Below are 17,272 nucleotides of genomic sequence, written 5' to 3' on the forward strand. Positions count from 1 at the left end.
GGTTGATTATCTTTGCACTCCCAAACGGGAAATGGCGCGTTGGTCAATCGGTTAAGACGCCTCCCTTTCACGGAGGAATGACGGGTTCGATTCCCGTACGTGCTACTAAAAATCCCCAACTTTTTGTTGGGGATTTGCTTTGAAAGATTGATTGCATTTGCCTTTAACGGCGAACGGCGCGTTGGTCAATCGGTTAAGACGCCTCCCTTTCACGGAGGAATGACGGGTTCGATTCCCGTACGTGCTACAAAAAAATCCCCGGCCTTCAGTCGGGGATTTTTGTTTTATAGAATTGCTCCTTTACAAATAAACCCAGGCGAACAACATACAAAGCCACTCAACCAGCGGAGGATGTCAGGTAATGAAAGCCGCGCGTTCAGCGCATTCCCGGCGTTTACCTAACGCTTAACAAAAAACTTTCATGCCCGATTCCCAATAAGTATAATTTTGGCTTCGTGAAAGCTACCCGACTTTTCAGATGCATGCTTTTTTTGCTAACCTTATTGGTTACGATAAAGCCTACGCTTCGGATAGCGCTGCGTCCGCTGACGGCACACACCGTTCATCACCATCGCCACGAAACAAACTCCTTCTCCCGCTCGCGCAGCAAATATTATGTCAGCAGAGCTACCGGACTGGTTAAGACAATCCGTGCAAAAGCTTCCCTCCCCAAAATAGATCCGATCAACAAAGGATATCTGAAAAAACAGATTGCATTATCCGGTGTTATAGCGGCAAGGCACCTGCTGAATATTCACTACCGCATCCTTCCGGAACGTAAAATATATCTCAAAGAACAGAAACTAACAGTCTGATAAAGACAGAAGCTGCGATGAATCGTCCGCGGCAAAACCGATCTGCGTTTTTCTTAACGCCGCTTCCGTCATTATTACCGTTAAGTATCTGCTATGTATTCCATAAAGCGATTTTGCGCTTTCATTCCATTCGCATTTTATGCGTCCCATTGCTTTTCGCAACAACCTGTCTCACTCAGAGAGTTGCTGGTTCAGGTTGAGCGTCATGCACCCGCGCTGCTCACAGACGCTGCCGCTGTCCGTATACGCCAGACGCAGGTAGACGCGACAGCCTACAATTGGTTGCCCTCACTAAAGCTCAGTTACCAGGCCGATATCGGCACCAATAACAATCTGCCCGGCGGATATTTCTCCTACGGAATTGTCCCCGGGAACTCCAGGGTACAAACTGATGCCAATGCAAGCACACTGCTTACTGATCTCGGCATCGCAGCCTTTAGCTGGGAGATCTGCAATTTCGGGGCATACGCCGCACAACGGAATGTCGCTTCCTCCGATATGGAGATAGAACAGGCCAGGCTCTCCCTTTCGCGCTATAAATTACAGGCAGCCACAATAGACAATTACCTGCGGCTTTGCCAGCTTCAGGAGCTGTTAACCGTACAGGTAAACAACATCGCCCGTAATGAGGAAATCAAACGCTCGATAGAAGCGCTTGCGACAGCCGGAGTGCGAGCCGGCGTAGACACCAGCATTGCCGAAGCCGAACTCTCGAAAGCTACATTAAATTATATCGACCTCCACAATATGCTCAGACGGACCCAGTTGCAATTAAGCGCCTTAAGCGGACTGGACACGGGGCGCCTGATTGCGGATACGGCTGTAATACGTCAGTTCCCTGAGCTACTCCCACCTATTGACAACTGGTCGGCGGACGCTGCAAATAATCCTTTTGTACTGCCCTTCGAACTGAGTTATAAAAACAGCCTGAACCGGGAGTCTATGGTGCGCCGGAGTTACAACCCAAAAATCACACTTGATGCTGCTGCATGGAGCCGCGGGTCATCCCTCACCCCTACAGGAGACTTCCGCCCCCTGCCGACAGGATTCGGCTTTGAGCGGAATAATTATCTGGTAGGCGTCGGTTTCGTATACAACATCTTCGACCTGAAAAGAAAACAGCTGCAGCTGAGGGTACAAAAAGCCACCACTGACTATGTAGCCAGACAACTGCAGGAACAAAGGAGCGCCTTGTCACTGCAACTCAATAGTATTAATGCAGATCTCGCGACCTGCATACAACGTTTGCAGCTGATTCCCCTGCAACTGGAAGCGGCGAATGCTGCGTACCGGCAGAAGCTGGCGCTATACCGCAACGGACTTACGGACATACTGGAGTTGAACGCCGCCATCAACCTGTTGTACCGGGCAGAAACGGATGCAATCCTGGCCAGATATAAATACAGTGAAACATTGCTTCAGCGTGTGGTGACGGAAGGGCGCCTGCAGGAGTTAGTTAACCTGCTGTAATGATCCCGCAGCATTCCACGCGAAGCAGTACATAAATCATTTAAAAAATCCACAAGTATGTCTATGGTTTCGGGGGCTCTGAAAAGACCCATTACCGTCATTGTTATTGCGTTCAGCCTTTTGCTGTTCTCTGTTATCACTCTGTTCAATATACCTATTGATATCTTCCCGCAGCTCAACCTGCCGACAATATATGTGATCGAGTCGTATGGCGGCATGTCGCCGCAACAGATGGAAGGCTTCTTTGCGACGCGGCTTCAGGACCAGTTCCTGTACGTGAACGGAGTAAAAAGCATCTCGACAAAAAACATACAGGGTCTGACGATGCTCAAAATGACCTTCTATGAAAATACGAACATGGCGGAAGCCTCGGCGCAGGTGGCGCTGCAGGTAAACAGGGCGATGAAATTTTTCCCTCCGGGTGCATTACCGCCGCAGGTTGTGCGCTTCGATGCATCTTCACTGCCGGTAGGCCAGCTTGTCTTATCCAGTCCCACACGCAGCCTTAAAGAAATCTACGACCTGGCCGCCACACGTGTACGCCCTACCTTTTCCACCATACCCGGACTTTCCGCGCCTCCTCCTTTCGGCGCCAACTCTCGGTCAATCACGATTAGCGTTGACCCGGCAAAACTCCGTAGCTATGGAATCACTGCAGACGAGGTTGTTACCGCGCTTGCAAAATTCAATGTCATGTCTCCTTCCGGCAACCTGCGGATGGACAACACCATGTACATTACCACCACTAATACCCTGATCAAAAGCGTAGACGAATTCGGAAATATACCCGTGGTCAACAGGAACGGCGTTACGGTGCTGGTAAGGGATGTTGCCCGCGTGGCGGATGCGGCGGACATTACGGTCGATTATGCATTGATCAATGGTAAGCGTTCCGTATATCTTCCTGTCGTGAAGACCGCAGATGCATCAACCTGGGAGGTCGTGAAAAACCTGAAGAAACAAATACCGGATATACAGACGCTACTCCCTGCCGATGTGAAAATTTCCTATGAATTCGATCAGTCCGTAGCAGTGATCAATTCGGTAAAAAGCCTCGTTACCGAAGGAGCCCTGGGAGCATTGCTGACCGGCCTTATGGTGCTTTTCTTTCTGCGGGATCTGCGCAGCAGCCTTATTGTGGTTATCACCATACCCGTATCTATTTTAACCGGCATACTAATGCTCAGCCTGGCGGGCCAGACGATCAATATCATGACCTTAAGCGGACTGGCTCTGGCAATAGGTATTCTTGTCGATCAGGCTACGGTTACGATAGAGAATATTCATCAGCATCTTGAAATGGGAAAAACAAAACGGCAGGCGATCTATGATGCCTGTACCGAAATCTTCTTCCCATTGCTGCTGATACTACTGTGTATCCTCGCGGTGTTCGCTCCTTCATTTTTAATGACCGGTGTGCCCAAAGCGATGTTCCTGCCCCTGTCGCTTTCCATAGGTTTTACGATGATCGTGTCCTTTATTACGGCACAAACATTGGTTCCCATTCTTGCCAACTGGATGATTAAACCCGATCGCTATCAGCACTATGAACATGGCCGCGTGCATGCCCATGCGGGCGAGGCTTTAGACAAAAACGAAGAAGAACAGGTTACACGCCATGCCGAGCAGGAAAAGGATTTTCCCGGGCAGAACGACATGTTCGAACGTGTGAAAACAGGTTATACCCGGCTGCTCACAAAAATCATGAGCAGCAGCAAAATAACCGTGGCTGGTTATCTGATCATCGTTTTATTATTGGCCGGTTTCCAATTCATTTTTATCGGAAAAGACATGATGCCCCGCATCAATAACGGGCAGTTTCAGATCCGCATCAAAGCGCCGGAGGGTACCCGTCTTGAGCGCACGGAAACGGCCACTCAAAAAGTACTTCAGATCATCAGCGCTACGGTGGATAACAGTGTTGCGATCAGCTCCGCCTACATAGGACTGATTCCTTCCAGCTACGGAACCAGCAATCTCTACCTGTTCAATACAGGAACCAACGAAGCGATCATCCAGGTAAATCTGAAAGAAGATTACAAAGTAAACATGGATGAGCTAAAAGATATGTTGCGTAAAAATATTGCTTACTCACTACCGTCCCTGCGCGTATCCTTCGAACCCATAGACATGACTGAAAAGATCATGAGCCAGGGTGCGACTTCACCTATAGAAATCAGGGTGGCGGGAAAAGACCAGCACGATATCGAGTCATTTGCTGGCAAACTCGAACAGCAGCTTTTAAAAATACCTTATCTGCGCGATGTGCAGATAGCCCAACCGCTCAGGGTACCCGTTATCGCGATCAGCATAGACAGGATCAAAGCGGCACAACTGGGGTTGAACATCCAGGATATTGCCCGCTCGGTTACCGCAAGTACTTCATCAAGCCGCTTTACGGAAAAAAATCAATGGCTGGATGAGGCTAAAGCTTACACTTACCAGGTGCAGGTGCAGGTACCGGAGTATGTGATGAACAACCTGAACGAGCTGCGTGAGATACCGCTGGTAAAAGGACAAAGCACTCCGGTACTGGGAGACGTTGCGCAATTTACCACGGACTATGTACCGGGAGAATACGACCGGTCGGGGCCACGCAGGTACCTGACGGTCTGCGCCAATATATTCAAAAAAGATCTGGGCACTGCTACTGCAGCGGTGCAGAAAGCAGTAAAAGCAGCCGGAACACCTCCTAGAGGCACCATTACAGAAGTTCGCGGAATGTCGAGTCTGCTCACCGAAACACTCGGAAGCCTGCAGAAAGGATTGCTGTTTGCGATCCTCGTGATATTCCTGCTGCTTGCAGCGAACTACCAGTCCTTCAAACTCTCGCTTACCGTACTCAGCACCGTTCCCGCAGTAATCGCCGGATCACTCATCGCCTTGCTGCTTACCGGCTCCACACTGAACCTGCAATCATACATGGGTATGATTATGTCCACCGGCGTGTCTGTCGCCAATGCGATACTGATCGTCACCAATGCAGAAAAACTGCGTCTGGAGTATCGTGATGCTGCAAGAGCGGCAATTACCAGCGCTTCCATCCGTCTGCGCCCGATATTGATGACAAGTCTGGCGATGATAGCAGGGATGATACCGATGGCGTCCGGTATGGGGGAAGCCGGAGAACAGAGTGCTCCGTTAGGCCGTGCGGTGATCGGAGGACTCGCTGCGTCCACCTTAGCAGCCTTATTTATTCTGCCGCAGGTTTTTGCCCTGGTGCAGCGCAAAACCACCTATACATCCCCATCACTGATGCCGGAAAATGAACAACAGCATTAACCATTCAAAAAAACAGTAGCAAACTCATGAAATATCTCATTCCATTAATACTGATCTTCACCTCTCTTACAGAAGCCTGCTCCGTGGAGCAGCACCCTGCCGACTTAACTTCCAGCAAGCAAAAAAAATCCACAGGAACAGCACAGCTGGGCCGCATCTGTTGTGGTTCTTTCGCGGCTTCGGTGAAACTTCCCGGTCAGTTAAAACCCTATGAGCAGGTAAGTATTTTCCCAAAGGTCAGCGGGTTTGTAAAACAACTGCTCGTCGATCGAGGCGACTTTGTACATAAGGGACAGGTGCTGGCCAAACTGGAAGCGCCGGAAATAGAATCCCAGTTGCAAACAGCCATGTCCAAATACGACCAGATTCAGCAAACAGCCGCCGCAAGCCGGGAGCGGTATACCCGGCTGAAGGAGGCCGCAAAAGAACCCGGAGCCGTAGCTCCATTGGAGCTGGACATGGCCCAAGCGCGTATGAAAGCCGACGAGGCAGCCGTACAGTCAGAGAAAGCAAACCTGTTCTCTTCCGGGAGCATCAATAAATACCTGACCATTACGGCACCGTTTGACGGGATCATCGTGCAACGCAATGTATCTGAAGGAGCGCTCGTAGGCGGTAACAAAGCCAGCGATCCCCCGATGTTTATCCTGGAGGCTTCCGGCAAACTAAGACTGGAAGTGATGATACCGGAAGATTATGTCGACAAGATCGATTCAAAACATCCGGTCAGCTTTTCATTCAATGCGCTTACAGGAAAAACCTTTACCGCCCAGATCAGCCGCATGGCAAAGGCCCTCGGCAGTGAGCGTTCGGAAGCAATAGAAATCGACGTGCCCAACGCACAGCAGCTTTTGAAAGCAGGGATGTATGCCGAAGTAGATATTCCCTTATCCTCTCCCACCCAATCGCTGATCGTCCCGTCATCCGCCATTGTACGCTCCACGGAGCGCATGTACGTTGTAACCGAAAAAAACGGAAAGGCGCATCTCGTGGATGTGCGGGAAGGATTGAGAAAAGGCGACTCCTCCGAAATATTTGGTCAGCTGTCCGGAGGCATACCGGTTATGCTGCATCCCACAGACGACATCAAAGAAAATGAACCGATACATTAACCGAAAACCTTAAGATTATGAAAACCAGCTTTCATCCGTTATTCCTGAAAATTGCACCCCGTCAGCTATATGTTGTACTGCTCGTTCTCATTGCGACGGCCGGAATTGCTTCCTGCAAAAAGGATAAATCGATTCACCGGGGATCGTTCCTGAATGTAAAATTTTCAGAAGATGTATACCCTATAAATATGCAAACCATAAACGGCAATTATGACCCGATGACGCGAACGGCCACACTTCAGGCCGACGGATACCACAATGAGCATTTCAACCTGTACCTGCCGAACGTTACAGATACCGGAATCTATAAAAATCCGTCAATACACAACATAGCATTGAGCGAGACTACGGATTATTACGATTTCTACCCCGACAGTCTGGTAAGCGGTCAGATCATCATCAGCGCCATCGACAGTCAGAGTATAACCGGTACATTCGAGGTAGCCCTGTCGGGTTCTTTTAACGGCGCACAGACACGCGTAGTGGTTGGCGGCTTCGAGATCAATGTCCCCTATTAGGCTCACCCGCCGGACACGAACCGTCGTCCCGGCGCCGCTGCGTTAAGACTCTTTGAATAAGCCCGCCTGCTCCTGGAAAGACCATTGCGCCATCGCTTCGATCACCGGCATTAAACCCCTTCCGGAACGGGTAAGTGCATAACTGACATGCGGTGGCACTACAGGCAACGCTTTCCTCGTAACAAGTCCGTCCGCCTCCAGTTGCTTTAATTGCTGGATCAGTACTTTTTCCGTAATGGCCGGAACAGCGCGGCGCAATTCGCTGTACCGCTTATCTCCGGTGAAAAGGTGATACAGGATGATAGGCTTCCAGTACGCTCCTATACGCTCCATAAGATACGTCACAGGGCATAGTCCAAGCAGCTGCTGCTTATTTTCCTGGATAGTGGAACTCGGTTTGATTGCTGTCATAAAAAGTCAGGTATACAAATTCAAAATTGAAGTAATTCCGGAGATACTGCTCTCACAACTTATACCTACTTTAGGGTAAGTACTTGTATAAAAGTAAGTACAAAAATACCTTTGTGTTCTAAAAATTCCAAAACAATGAACATTACAATTACAGGTTCCCTGGGGAACATCGGCCGCCATCTCGTACCGCAACTTACAGCAGCAGGCCATCATGTAACGGTTGTCACCAGCAATGCCGAACGCAGCGCAGCAATCGAACAGGCAGGCGCCAAAGCCGCGGTTGGTTCTGTGACAGATGCTGACTTTCTCACCCGGAGCTTTACCGGAGCAGACGCCGTATTTGCCATGACCCCTCCTAATATGGGCGGATCGGATATTATTGCCGGTACTGTGGCTGCGGGAAAAGCCTTTGCACAGGCAATCGGTGCCGCAAATGTGAAAAGAGTGGTTATGCTCAGCAGCATTGGAGCGGACAAGGCCGGCGGCAATGGTCCTATTGCCGGTCTTCACCAGATCGAAGGTTTGTACGGGCAACTCAAAGATGTAAACGTAACTTTTCTGCGTGCGGGCTATTTCTACACGAACAGTCATAACGATATTCCACTGATCAAAACTGCGGGTATTGTAGGCGCCAACTACCCGGCATCTACGCTGATCCCCTTCGTACACCCTAAAGATATCGCAGCATCCGCAGCTGAGGCGCTGGTGCAACCCGGAAATGGGAAAGATGTGCAGTATATCGTAAGCGATCTGCGCAGTGCAGATGATTACGCCCGCCTGATCGGTGCTGCTATCGGCAAACCGGAACTTCCCTGGGTGCAGTTCACTGATGAGCAATCGATGGGAGGAATGACGCAGGCCGGTCTGCCTGAAGAGATTGCCGCTCTGTACACGGAAATGGGAGCGGGGTTACGCAATGGCTCTATACAGCAGCACTTCAACGATTCCGGAAAGCCACTCCAAGGCGCAACGAAACTGGAAGCGTATGCACAGGAATTTGCTTCGCACTTCTCAGCTTAAAACAACTTTTGCAGATAAGGGAAGACCAGCGTCTTCCCTTATTTTCGTCTTATCGTACATGTTTAGTTATTGCGCAGCCATTCACCGAGATGATGGCTGATCTGCGCGGTCTCAATCAGGAATCCGTCATGACCGAATAAAGAATCAATCTCGATCAGCTTCGCATCCGGGATATGTTCTTTCATATACCGCTGTTCCCGTAGCGGGCAAAGCATATCGCTGGTAATGCCGATGACCAACACCGGCTGACGTATCAGTTGAAGCGCCTGCTCCGGCGTTACATTGCGGCCGCGCGCCAGCTGATGGCTGTCCATAGCTTTTGTCAGCAACCAGTAACTGTATGCATGAAAACGACGCACCAGCTTTTCTCCCTGGTAAATGATATAGGATTCAGCCCGGAAACCATCCGTCTTCTCTGTATCCGGGTCTGACTGCGATGCCAGAAATGCCGCATAATCCCGATAGGTAAGCATCCCGATAGCTCTTGCCGCTTTGAGACCGTTTGCTCCGGCCGCTGCATGATGCTCTTTCCAACCGGGGTCTGCTTCTATAGCAAGGCGTTGCGCCGTGTGTATCGCGATTCCCCATGCACTCTCTGCCGGAGACGTGGCAATCAGGAATACCCTTTTGATGAGCTCTGGTTCCATCATACACCATTCCAGCGCCTGATATCCTCCCATACTACCACCGGCCAGCAGGTAAATCTCCTGTATCCCTAAATGGCGGCATAATATCTGATGTGCCCGCACCATATCGCGGATCGTATAAGCCGGAAAGTCGGAATAATAGGGATTTCCGGTTGCGGGGTTATTGCTCAGCGGTCCTGTTGTTCCGTAACAGGAACCCAGGATGTTTGCACACACGATAAAGTAGGTGTCCGGATTGATCAGATAGTCCTCACCCACCAGTCCTTTCCACCATTCCGCGGGATCCGAATCAGCAGTGAGTGCATGACATATCCATACAACCTTGCTGGTTCCGGCAGTAAAATGCCCGTAAGTGGTATAGGCAATGTCCAGATGGGACAGATGAATACCGCTTTCCAGCGTAAGACCTTCCGTGTAATGCAATAAAGCCATAGCATCCTTTCAATTGAGGGCAAAGTAAGGACATGAATCGATTACATTTGCAGGAAATACTTTTTAATGGTTCGTCTGGAATTACACAGAGCAGATAATGCATTCGCTTTTGAGGCGAAAGACGCTGAAGGGCATACTATGCGCATGGATGCGGCGGCAACGATCGGCGGCAATAACAGTGGTGTACGACCTATGCAGGCTATGCTGATGAGCATGGGCGGATGCAGCGGAATAGATCTTGTTTCGATATTGCAGAAGCAACGTCAGGAGATCGGAGATATTGAGATGATCATAGAGGCGGAGCGCGAGAAAGATAAAGAACCCGCATTGTGGACATATGTGCACATCACATTCCGTTTCGGTGGTAATGTGGATATGGATAAGGCGCATAAGGCCTGTGCTCTTTCGATAGATAAATACTGTTCCGTTGCGGCAACTTTACGTGCAGCCGGCTGCGTTATCGAATGGAAAGCAGAACATAAAGGATAATTGTCAGAGATACCATAACTACCGGAAATATCATGCAGAAAATCACACGTGCCATTCGCATCCAGACGCCCCGTACCGCAGAGATGGAACACAGTACTCCCCTCTTTCTCACCAGCAGTTTTTGTTTTGACGGTGCCGAAGAAATGCGTGCAGCCTTTGCAGACGAAACGGACGATAATATTTACAGCCGCTTCAGCAATCCATCCGTACAGGAATTTACGGATAAAATGGTGGCCCTCGAAGGCGCGGAAGCAGGGTACGCAACGGCAAGCGGTATGAGCTCGATCTTTGCATCGATCATGGCATTGCTCAAACAAGGGGATCACCTGTTGTCCTGCGATGCAATCTTCGGAAGCACCCATACGGTCATTACAAAATATCTTCCCAAATACGGGATAGATGCTTCTTATATACCTGCCGGCGCTTCAGAAGCGGAATGGGAGCAGGCAATACGTCCGAATACCAGAATGATTTACCTGGAAAGCCCGACCAATCCCGGACTGGACATACTGGATATCGGGATGATCGCCAGAGTTGCAAAGCGACATGGCGTTTTGCTGAATGTAGATAACTGCTTCGCCACGCCGGTTGTACAGACACCTCTTGAACTGGGAGCAGACCTCGTGGTTCATTCCGCTACAAAATGGTTGGATGGACAAGGTCGTGTGCTGGGAGGTGTGATTGTGGGCAGGAAAGAGTTGATAAAAGAAATTTACGCATTTGCCCGAAGCACCGGACCTGCATTATCGCCTTTTAATGCATGGGTGCTGAGCAAAAGCCTTGAAACACTCGACGTGCGTATGGAGCGTCATGCATCCAATGCACTGTTCCTCGCACAATCACTCGAACAACATCCTGCTATCGCATCGTTGAAATACCCATTCCTGAAAAGTCATCCCAAGTATGATATTGCCCTAAAGCAAATGAAAAACGGAGGCGGGATCGTATGCTTCGAGCTAAAAGGCGGATCGGAAAGCGGCAGACGTTTTCTGGACGCACTTCAGCTCTTGTCGCTGACCGCCAATCTGGGCGACACACGCAGCATTGCATCACATCCGGCAAGCACCACGCATGCGAAACTCAGCGAAAATGAGCGTTTGGCTGTGGGTATCACGCCGGGACTTATACGCATCAGCGCGGGACTGGAAGCAAAAGAAGATATACTGGCGGATATCGTACAGGCGCTGGAACAAAGTGCATTATAAAGAAAAGTCCTGCCGTATCAAAAAGCTCAAAAACGGGATTGCACATCGAAGGCATAAACCCGGTGATGCCGCAGCTCGCTGGCCACGCCTGAAAAAGTACCCTCTCCTCAGCAGTTGTTCAAGCCTCCGGTTTAAGCGGAGAGCAGGAATCACACAGCCGGAGCGCGACTGTCTCCCCCGAAAATGAATTCCCCGGCGCATGATATTTTTTGGGTAAACATGCGCCGGTAGCTTTCGTAAATTCCGTTAAGCGGAATAAGGTGTGTAATCCCTATAACATGACCAAGCCGTGTTCAGGGCTAAACCTGTTTTTTTTACTTTGCAAAATGTGCGATAAGTTTACGAAAATGCATTGTGAATAACTTTATAATCACCATATTACTTTTTTGGCAGCGCACGGGCAGCATCACTGCGTAGATGATAATCAAAATAAACCATTGTTGATCATCAACTTATAAAATATCAACCTATAAACCAGCTTTGATATACAATTGATGCAAATGTATTTTTGCAAAGTTTTTTGGTAAGCTTGTAAAATGTGGCACGCTTTTGGCTAAAGTAATGCTATACATGAAGAAGCGATTACTCTACACGATGCTTATGCTGCTTTTCCGGTGCTCACCGGTTGCAGCGCATATGCCGGAGCAGAGTATGAATGGGCTGATTCAAAACATCCACTCTTCGATCAACGCTTTGGATACAAAAGAGATTTCCACGTTTTTCGATAACACCGTTGAGTTTACTTACATCAACACACACAGCACGCTTACGCGCGGGCACGCGCTGCTTATTCTGAATGATTTTTACGAAAAGCACAAACCGAAGTCGTTTAAGGTAGATTATACCGGGTCGACGCCTTTGGGTGATGGCCGCTATATCCTCGGATCGGCACTTACAGAGAGCGGTACGTTCAAGCTATACTTCTATGTGAAAGAACGGTCCGGCAAATTCTTTATCGAAGAACTAAAAATCGTAAAATAGCTGCTCCGCAAGCGTTTCGTTTTTTTAACCTTTTTTTCAGTAAGTGCTTTGAAAAGTTATTCTGCAACATTAACTTTGAAGCCAGTGCATTAACAACGCTAGTATTCCATACTTATGAAAAAAACCATTATCGGCCTTTTTGTTGCTGTCACCACTTTGGGTATATTGTCTCTTTCTACAGCTTGTAACAAAGACAAAGGCAACTACAATAAGTCTGAATCTACGCAGGCTTTGGTGGCCGACCTGTCCTTCCAGGTGCCGCTCATTCCTGCAGCCGGAGAATACGATAACATCCAGGGGTTTGATTTTATGATCAACATGGACAGCTTCGTGAAAAGCTTCAATAAGGACTATACGCTCAACAGCATTCAATCCGTGAAATTGAAATCCTGTATCCTTACTTCAGCAACTGCAGATGCAAACAACAATTTCCGCAACTTCCATATGGCCAACCTGTGTATCTCTTCTGCAGCAAATGGTAATCTCCTGCGTATTGCTGTTGCAAACGATATCGTTGACACTGCCGCCTACACATTGAGTCTTCCCACATGGTATGACCCGAACCTGGCGTCTTATTTCAAATGCGACAGTATCCGCTACCGTTTCTATGGCAATACACGTCGCGCGGTTACTGTACCTCTGAATTGTAAAGCGTCGCTGCAATACGAAATGATTCTGGCGAATTAAGCTATTCCCCAATATACCATAGCGGGCATTCTTTTAAGAATGCCCGCTATTTTTTTGCCTTATCGGAGACTCTGAGGCATTTCTCCATATAAACGCCTCAAAAGGCCGCATACACGCCTGTAAAGCAGCAACTGATCTCCGGGAGGTTATTGGGTCAACAAACAATTTTCCGGCAGAAGCAGCATATCATTAAAAAAGGCGCCCGTTTGGGCGCCTTTTTTAAAAACAACTTCTTAATAGCTTACGCATTTTCTTCAGCTGAGGTTTCTTCAGTTGAAGCAGCAGGCGCTTCTGTTGCAGTGCTTACTGTTTCTTCAGCAGCAGGTGCAGTAGTTGCTTTAGCTGTAGAACGGCGGCTACGACGTGTTTTCTTAGCGTCAGCAGCTTTTCCGCCTTTTACATAAATTTCGTTGAAGTCTACCAGTTCAATCATAGCCATATCAGCAGCATCACCCATACGGCGAGGCAGTTTGATGATACGGGTATAACCGCCGGGACGGCTGGCAACTTTGTCACTGATAACACCGAACAGTTCTTTAACGGCCTCTTTGCTTTGCAGGTAAGAGAATACGATACGACGGTTGTGTGTGTTATCTACTTTAGAGCGGGTGATCAGCGGCTCTGCATATACGCGCAGTGCTTTTGCCTTTGCCAAAGTAGTGACGATACGTTTGTGTTCGATGAGGCTTTTAGTAAGGTTGCTCATCAGGGCGTGGCGGTGAGCCGTTTTTCTACCCAGGTTGTTGATTTTGTCTCCGTGACGCATTGTGACAATAATTTTTAAAAAAGACCTTCCGGCCGTACCTTCCGCACCGTGTCAAAGAATTACGGATGGTGCTGTGCATCCCTCCCGTATCACCGGGTACACGTTGTTATAAAAACTCCGGTGCGCGGGACACGCACCGGAAGTATTCGGTTACTTACTAGAAATCTTTAGAAAGGCTTTTCAGGCGGCTGATATCCATTCCGAAATGTAATCCGCGCTCGTGCAGCACCTGCTCGATTTCAGACAGTGATTTCTGACCGAAATTGCGGAACTTCATCAGTTCGTCCTGGGTATAATTCACCAGTTCGCTCAGAGAATTGATTTTAGCGGCTTTCAGGCAGTTGAATGCACGAACAGACAGCTCCAGATCTTCCAGCGGAGTGCTGAGGATTTTGCGCAGTTGCAGTGTCTCTTCATCTACCACGTGTTCACGCTCTTCTTTCTTGCTGTCCAGAGAGATATTCTCGTCTGTGATGATCATGAGGTGCTGGATCAGGATACGGGAAGCTTCTTTAACCGCTTCTTCAGGATGAATGGTACCATCAGTGGTTACATCCATAATGAGTTTTTCGAAATCCGTACGCTGTTCCACACGGGTATTTTCAATCGTATATTTTACGTTTTTGATCGGCGTGAAAATAGAGTCGATAGCGATGATACCCAGTGCACCGTCTTTAGGACGGTTTTCTTCTGAAGGCACATAACCGCGACCTTTACCGATAGTCAGTTCAATATTGAATGTTGTACCCGGCTCCATGCTGCAGATAACCAGTTCGGGGTTCATCACCTCGAAGTTGGGCAATGCTTCACCGATCATACCGGCAGTGAATTCACCACCTTTTATGTTCAGTTCGCATCTGTCATAATGAACTTCCTGCTCAGCTGTTTTTTTGAAACGCACCTGCTTCAGGTTCAGAATGATTTCTGTTACATCTTCCAGAACACCTTTGATGGTAGCGAACTCATGATCCGCACCGGCGATCTTGATGGTTGTAATGGCGTATCCTTCCAGAGAAGACAGCAATACGCGACGCAGCGCGTTTCCGATTGTTACGCCGTAACCGGGCTCCAGGGGACGGAACTCGAATTGCGCTTCAAAATCAGTTGCTTTTTGTAAAACAATCTTATCTGGTTTTTGAAAATTCAATATTGCCATATTGATAATGCTATTGTTTAGTGTTCGTTTTTAATTTTTTAGCGGCGAAAGATAACAAAAATCTGTAAAAAAAACAAATATTGACCGCTTACGCGCCTGGGAAGTAAACCCGTGAACACTTTGCAGCATTCACGGGTATTTATTATTTAGAGTACAACTCTACAATCAGTTGCTCTTTGATATTTTCCGGAACACTTTCACGCTCTGGGTTTGCCAGATAAGTTCCCTGAAGATCTTTTTCGTTGAACTCAACCCAGCTGATTTTCGGGTTTTTAGGACGAATCAGGCTCAGGATAGCGGTGTTTACTTTGCTCTTAGGTTTCAGCCCGATCACATCTCCCGGTTTTACGCGGTAAGAAGGAATGTTCACGATTTCACCGTTAACAGTGATGTGTTTATGAGAAACCAGCTGACGTGCAGCAGGACGCGTAGGAGAAATACCCATACGGTAAATCACGTTGTCCAGACGGCTTTCCAGCAGTTTTACCAGGTTTTCACCGGTAGCACCTTTCAGGCGGGAAGCTTCCACGTAAGTGTTGCGGAATTGTTTCTCCAACACCATGTAAGTGTATTTCGCTTTTTGTTTTTCTTTCAGCTGAATAGCGTATTCAGACTGTGATTTGCGCTTTTTGCTTGCGCCGTGCATACCGGGAGGTGTGCTTTTCTTTTGCAGGTTTTTGCCTGATCCCAGGATAGGCTCGCCGAATTTACGGCAGATTCTGTTTTTTGGTCCTGTATAACGTGCCATTGTAAGTTATTTGTCGATTTTTGCATTAATGCCGGACGTTTCATCTAAAAATCGTAAAAGCAGATACGGCCGGATATTTAAAAAGTTGAATCCGGGTGAGTCGCAGACCCACCCGGTTACTAAATTCAGAAATATATTATACTCTGCGTTTTTTCGGAGGACGACATCCGTTGTGCGGCATCGGAGTTACGTCTTTGATGGAAGTTACTTCCAGTCCGATTGCAGCCAGAGAACGGATCGCACCTTCGCGGCCTGAACCCGGTCCTTTTACAATAACGTCCACTTTTTTCAAGCCGGCGTCCATTGCTTTTTTACCACAATCCGCAGCTGCCATCTGAGCGGCATACGGTGTATTTTTCTTAGAACCGCGGAAACCCATTTTACCGGCAGAAGACCAGGAGATAACCTGTCCTGCCTTGTTGGTAAGGCTCACGATGATGTTGTTAAAGGTAGCGTTGATGTGTGCATCTCCGTGTGCGTCTACCTTCACGATGCGCTTCTTAGCAGCGACTTTTGCAGATGATTGTGCTTTTGCCATTTTTTGTTCAAAAAGGTAATCGTTAAATACATTATGCTGATTGCCTCAGCATTGTTTCGCCCCTCCCTGTAGCACCAGTGGACAGATCCGGCGACGAAACGAATAGTATCGCTACTATTTTTTCGGTGCTTTCTTTTTACCTGCAACAGTTTTGCGCTTACCTTTACGGGTACGGCTGTTGGTACGGGTACGTTGACCGCGCAGGGGTAAGCCCTTACGGTGACGTAATCCGCGATAGCAAGCGATATCCATCAGACGCTTGATGTTCATTTGAACTTCAGAACGCAGTTGGCCTTCCACTTTAAACTCACTGTTGATGATATTACGGATTGCAGTCTGCTCTTCGTCGTTCCACTCCATTGCTTTCTTATCCATGCTGATACCAGCTTTCTCAAGAATGTAACGGGCAGTAGAGTTGCCGATTCCGTAAATGTAAGTGAGCGCTATCTCGCCACGCTTGTTTTTAGGTAAATCTATACCAGCTATACGAGCCATTTATGTGTGTTGATTTTAATTTTCAATAATGCTTTCGCAATCATTAATTATCCCTGACGTTGCTTGAAACGGGGATTCTTTTTGTTGATCACATACAGACGGCCTTTGCGACGTACGATTTTGCAATCTGCACTGCGTTTTTTAATTGCTGCTCTTACTTTCATTTTTGTTTACTTTATTATGAAATAACTACTTATAACGATAAATAATCCTCCCGCGACTCAAATCGTACGGACTCATCTCCACCCCTACTTTATCACCAGGCAGAATGCGGATATAGTGCATACGCATTTTACCGGAGATTGTCGCCAGTATTTCGTGACCATTTTCAAGCCTCACGCGGAACATAGCGTTAGACATTGCTTCAACGATCGTACCGTCTTGTTTAATTAGGGACTGTTTAGCCATATTTTTAGGGATTGCAAAAGTAAGAATATTTTACCAAAAAAATAATTTTTTTTCCTGAAACATCTAATCCGTTATAAAATAAGCCGTCACCG

At 48.0% G+C, this 17,272-nt stretch carries 19 protein-coding genes and 2 tRNA genes; 12 read left to right on the plus strand and 9 right to left on the minus strand.

Translation table 11 applies throughout. The features are described from left to right. Positions 1 to 33 precede the first annotated feature (33 nt). From ABD846_RS10270 to ABD846_RS10300, 7 genes are all read left to right on the plus strand, one after another. Positions 34 to 105: transfer RNA gene (locus ABD846_RS10270), tRNA-Glu, on the plus strand. Between the two features lie 70 nt (positions 106 to 175). After that, positions 176 to 247: transfer RNA gene (locus ABD846_RS10275), tRNA-Glu, on the plus strand. 244 nt (positions 248 to 491) lie between these two features. Continuing rightward, positions 492 to 815, plus strand: coding sequence for a hypothetical protein (locus tag ABD846_RS10280; protein ID WP_344826259.1), 324 nt, complete (start codon positions 492 to 494; stop codon positions 813 to 815). A gap of 93 nt (positions 816 to 908) precedes the next feature. Continuing rightward, entirely contained in the window at positions 909 to 2,285 is a 1,377-nt protein-coding gene (locus ABD846_RS10285) for a TolC family protein (RefSeq protein WP_344826262.1), read from the plus strand. A 57-nt stretch (positions 2,286 to 2,342) separates the two neighbouring features. Further along, entirely contained in the window at positions 2,343 to 5,567 is a 3,225-nt protein-coding gene (locus tag ABD846_RS10290) for an efflux RND transporter permease subunit (RefSeq protein ID WP_344826265.1), read from the plus strand. Positions 5,568 to 5,593: 26 nt separating this feature from the next. Further along, on the plus strand, positions 5,594 to 6,679 hold the full coding sequence (locus tag ABD846_RS10295; RefSeq protein WP_344826268.1) for an efflux RND transporter periplasmic adaptor subunit: 1,086 nt from the start codon (positions 5,594 to 5,596) through the stop codon (positions 6,677 to 6,679). A 17-nt stretch (positions 6,680 to 6,696) separates the two neighbouring features. Beyond that, complete coding sequence (locus ABD846_RS10300) at positions 6,697 to 7,197, plus strand: hypothetical protein (RefSeq protein WP_344826271.1); 501 nt, start codon at positions 6,697 to 6,699, stop codon at positions 7,195 to 7,197. 42 nt (positions 7,198 to 7,239) lie between these two features. Here ABD846_RS10300 and ABD846_RS10305 read toward each other — a convergent pair whose 3' ends face one another. Further along, the gene (locus ABD846_RS10305; protein WP_344826274.1) at positions 7,240 to 7,608 is read right to left on the minus strand and encodes a winged helix-turn-helix transcriptional regulator; all 369 of its coding nucleotides are present in this window, start codon (positions 7,606 to 7,608) and stop codon (positions 7,240 to 7,242) included. A gap of 135 nt (positions 7,609 to 7,743) precedes the next feature. On the opposite strand from ABD846_RS10305, the gene ABD846_RS10310 reads away from it, so the two are divergent. Continuing rightward, positions 7,744 to 8,628, plus strand: a complete 885-nt coding sequence (locus tag ABD846_RS10310) for an NAD(P)H-binding protein (protein WP_344826277.1) — start codon at positions 7,744 to 7,746, stop codon at positions 8,626 to 8,628. Between the two features lie 62 nt (positions 8,629 to 8,690). Here the strand turns inward: ABD846_RS10310 and ABD846_RS10315 are convergent, their stop codons facing one another. Further along, positions 8,691 to 9,707: a homoserine O-acetyltransferase family protein gene (locus ABD846_RS10315; RefSeq protein WP_344826280.1), complete on the minus strand. Its 1,017-nt coding sequence runs from the start codon at positions 9,705 to 9,707 to the stop codon at positions 8,691 to 8,693. A 66-nt stretch (positions 9,708 to 9,773) separates the two neighbouring features. Here ABD846_RS10315 and ABD846_RS10320 point away from each other — a divergent pair, with 66 nt between their 5' ends. From ABD846_RS10320 to ABD846_RS10335, 4 genes are all read left to right on the plus strand, one after another. Beyond that, positions 9,774 to 10,196, plus strand: coding sequence for an OsmC family protein (locus ABD846_RS10320; protein WP_344826283.1), 423 nt, complete (start codon positions 9,774 to 9,776; stop codon positions 10,194 to 10,196). Positions 10,197 to 10,228: 32 nt separating this feature from the next. Beyond that, positions 10,229 to 11,401, plus strand: coding sequence for a trans-sulfuration enzyme family protein (locus ABD846_RS10325; protein WP_344826285.1), 1,173 nt, complete (start codon positions 10,229 to 10,231; stop codon positions 11,399 to 11,401). 570 nt (positions 11,402 to 11,971) lie between these two features. Further along, positions 11,972 to 12,382 carry a DUF4783 domain-containing protein gene (locus tag ABD846_RS10330; protein ID WP_344826287.1) on the plus strand — a complete coding sequence of 137 codons (411 nt, stop codon included), beginning with the start codon at positions 11,972 to 11,974 and terminating at the stop codon, positions 12,380 to 12,382. Positions 12,383 to 12,496: 114 nt separating this feature from the next. Continuing rightward, positions 12,497 to 13,069, plus strand: a complete 573-nt coding sequence (locus ABD846_RS10335; RefSeq protein ID WP_344826289.1) for a hypothetical protein — start codon at positions 12,497 to 12,499, stop codon at positions 13,067 to 13,069. A 241-nt stretch (positions 13,070 to 13,310) separates the two neighbouring features. Here the strand turns inward: ABD846_RS10335 and rplQ are convergent, their stop codons facing one another. The 7 genes from rplQ to infA all read right to left on the minus strand — a co-directional run bounded on the left by rplQ (position 13,311) and on the right by infA (position 17,180). Further along, positions 13,311 to 13,835, minus strand: a complete 525-nt coding sequence (gene rplQ, locus ABD846_RS10340; RefSeq protein ID WP_344826291.1) for a 50S ribosomal protein L17 — start codon at positions 13,833 to 13,835, stop codon at positions 13,311 to 13,313. A 157-nt stretch (positions 13,836 to 13,992) separates the two neighbouring features. After that, on the minus strand, positions 13,993 to 14,991 hold the full coding sequence (locus ABD846_RS10345; protein WP_344826294.1) for a DNA-directed RNA polymerase subunit alpha: 999 nt from the start codon (positions 14,989 to 14,991) through the stop codon (positions 13,993 to 13,995). 142 nt (positions 14,992 to 15,133) lie between these two features. Further along, a complete protein-coding gene (rpsD, locus tag ABD846_RS10350; protein ID WP_344826297.1) occupies positions 15,134 to 15,739 on the minus strand; it encodes a 30S ribosomal protein S4 in 606 nt (201 codons plus the stop codon). 136 nt (positions 15,740 to 15,875) lie between these two features. Then, complete coding sequence (gene rpsK / locus ABD846_RS10355) at positions 15,876 to 16,277, minus strand: 30S ribosomal protein S11 (RefSeq protein WP_344826300.1); 402 nt, start codon at positions 16,275 to 16,277, stop codon at positions 15,876 to 15,878. A gap of 114 nt (positions 16,278 to 16,391) precedes the next feature. Continuing rightward, positions 16,392 to 16,772, minus strand: coding sequence for a 30S ribosomal protein S13 (gene rpsM / locus ABD846_RS10360; protein WP_344826304.1), 381 nt, complete (start codon positions 16,770 to 16,772; stop codon positions 16,392 to 16,394). A gap of 47 nt (positions 16,773 to 16,819) precedes the next feature. Then, positions 16,820 to 16,936 (minus strand): type B 50S ribosomal protein L36, encoded by a 117-nt coding sequence (gene ykgO / locus ABD846_RS10365; RefSeq protein WP_133992781.1) that lies wholly within the window; start codon positions 16,934 to 16,936, stop codon positions 16,820 to 16,822. 25 nt (positions 16,937 to 16,961) lie between these two features. Continuing rightward, positions 16,962 to 17,180, minus strand: coding sequence for a translation initiation factor IF-1 (infA, locus tag ABD846_RS10370; RefSeq protein WP_425568030.1), 219 nt, complete (start codon positions 17,178 to 17,180; stop codon positions 16,962 to 16,964). Positions 17,181 to 17,272 lie beyond the last annotated feature (92 nt).

This window comes from Rurimicrobium arvi, from assembly GCF_039540495.1.
In the GTDB taxonomy this organism is placed as follows: Bacteria; Bacteroidota; Bacteroidia; order Chitinophagales; family Chitinophagaceae; genus Rurimicrobium; species Rurimicrobium arvi.

Excerpts from the sequence above, each read along its gene's own strand:
- rplQ (WP_344826291.1), bottom strand. The coding sequence starts at position 13,835 with ATGCGTCACGGAGACAAAATCAACAACCTGGGTAGAAAAACGGCTCAC.
- infA (WP_425568030.1), bottom strand. The coding sequence starts at position 17,180 with ATGGCTAAACAGTCCCTAATTAAACAAGACGGTACGATCGTTGAAGCA.
- ABD846_RS10325 (WP_344826285.1), top strand. The coding sequence starts at position 10,229 with ATGCAGAAAATCACACGTGCCATTCGCATCCAGACGCCCCGTACCGCA.
- ABD846_RS10295 (WP_344826268.1), top strand. The coding sequence starts at position 5,594 with ATGAAATATCTCATTCCATTAATACTGATCTTCACCTCTCTTACAGAA.
- ABD846_RS10310 (WP_344826277.1), top strand. The coding sequence starts at position 7,744 with ATGAACATTACAATTACAGGTTCCCTGGGGAACATCGGCCGCCATCTC.
- rpsM (WP_344826304.1), bottom strand. The coding sequence starts at position 16,772 with ATGGCTCGTATAGCTGGTATAGATTTACCTAAAAACAAGCGTGGCGAG.
- ABD846_RS10335 (WP_344826289.1), top strand. The coding sequence starts at position 12,497 with ATGAAAAAAACCATTATCGGCCTTTTTGTTGCTGTCACCACTTTGGGT.
- ABD846_RS10305 (WP_344826274.1), bottom strand. The coding sequence starts at position 7,608 with ATGACAGCAATCAAACCGAGTTCCACTATCCAGGAAAATAAGCAGCAG.
- ABD846_RS10315 (WP_344826280.1), bottom strand. The coding sequence starts at position 9,707 with ATGGCTTTATTGCATTACACGGAAGGTCTTACGCTGGAAAGCGGTATT.
- ykgO (WP_133992781.1), bottom strand. The coding sequence starts at position 16,936 with ATGAAAGTAAGAGCAGCAATTAAAAAACGCAGTGCAGATTGCAAAATC.
- rpsK (WP_344826300.1), bottom strand. The coding sequence starts at position 16,277 with ATGGCAAAAGCACAATCATCTGCAAAAGTCGCTGCTAAGAAGCGCATC.
- ABD846_RS10330 (WP_344826287.1), top strand. The coding sequence starts at position 11,972 with ATGAAGAAGCGATTACTCTACACGATGCTTATGCTGCTTTTCCGGTGC.
- ABD846_RS10345 (WP_344826294.1), bottom strand. The coding sequence starts at position 14,991 with ATGGCAATATTGAATTTTCAAAAACCAGATAAGATTGTTTTACAAAAA.
- ABD846_RS10290 (WP_344826265.1), top strand. The coding sequence starts at position 2,343 with ATGTCTATGGTTTCGGGGGCTCTGAAAAGACCCATTACCGTCATTGTT.
- rpsD (WP_344826297.1), bottom strand. The coding sequence starts at position 15,739 with ATGGCACGTTATACAGGACCAAAAAACAGAATCTGCCGTAAATTCGGC.
- ABD846_RS10320 (WP_344826283.1), top strand. The coding sequence starts at position 9,774 with ATGGTTCGTCTGGAATTACACAGAGCAGATAATGCATTCGCTTTTGAG.
- ABD846_RS10300 (WP_344826271.1), top strand. The coding sequence starts at position 6,697 with ATGAAAACCAGCTTTCATCCGTTATTCCTGAAAATTGCACCCCGTCAG.
- ABD846_RS10285 (WP_344826262.1), top strand. The coding sequence starts at position 909 with ATGTATTCCATAAAGCGATTTTGCGCTTTCATTCCATTCGCATTTTAT.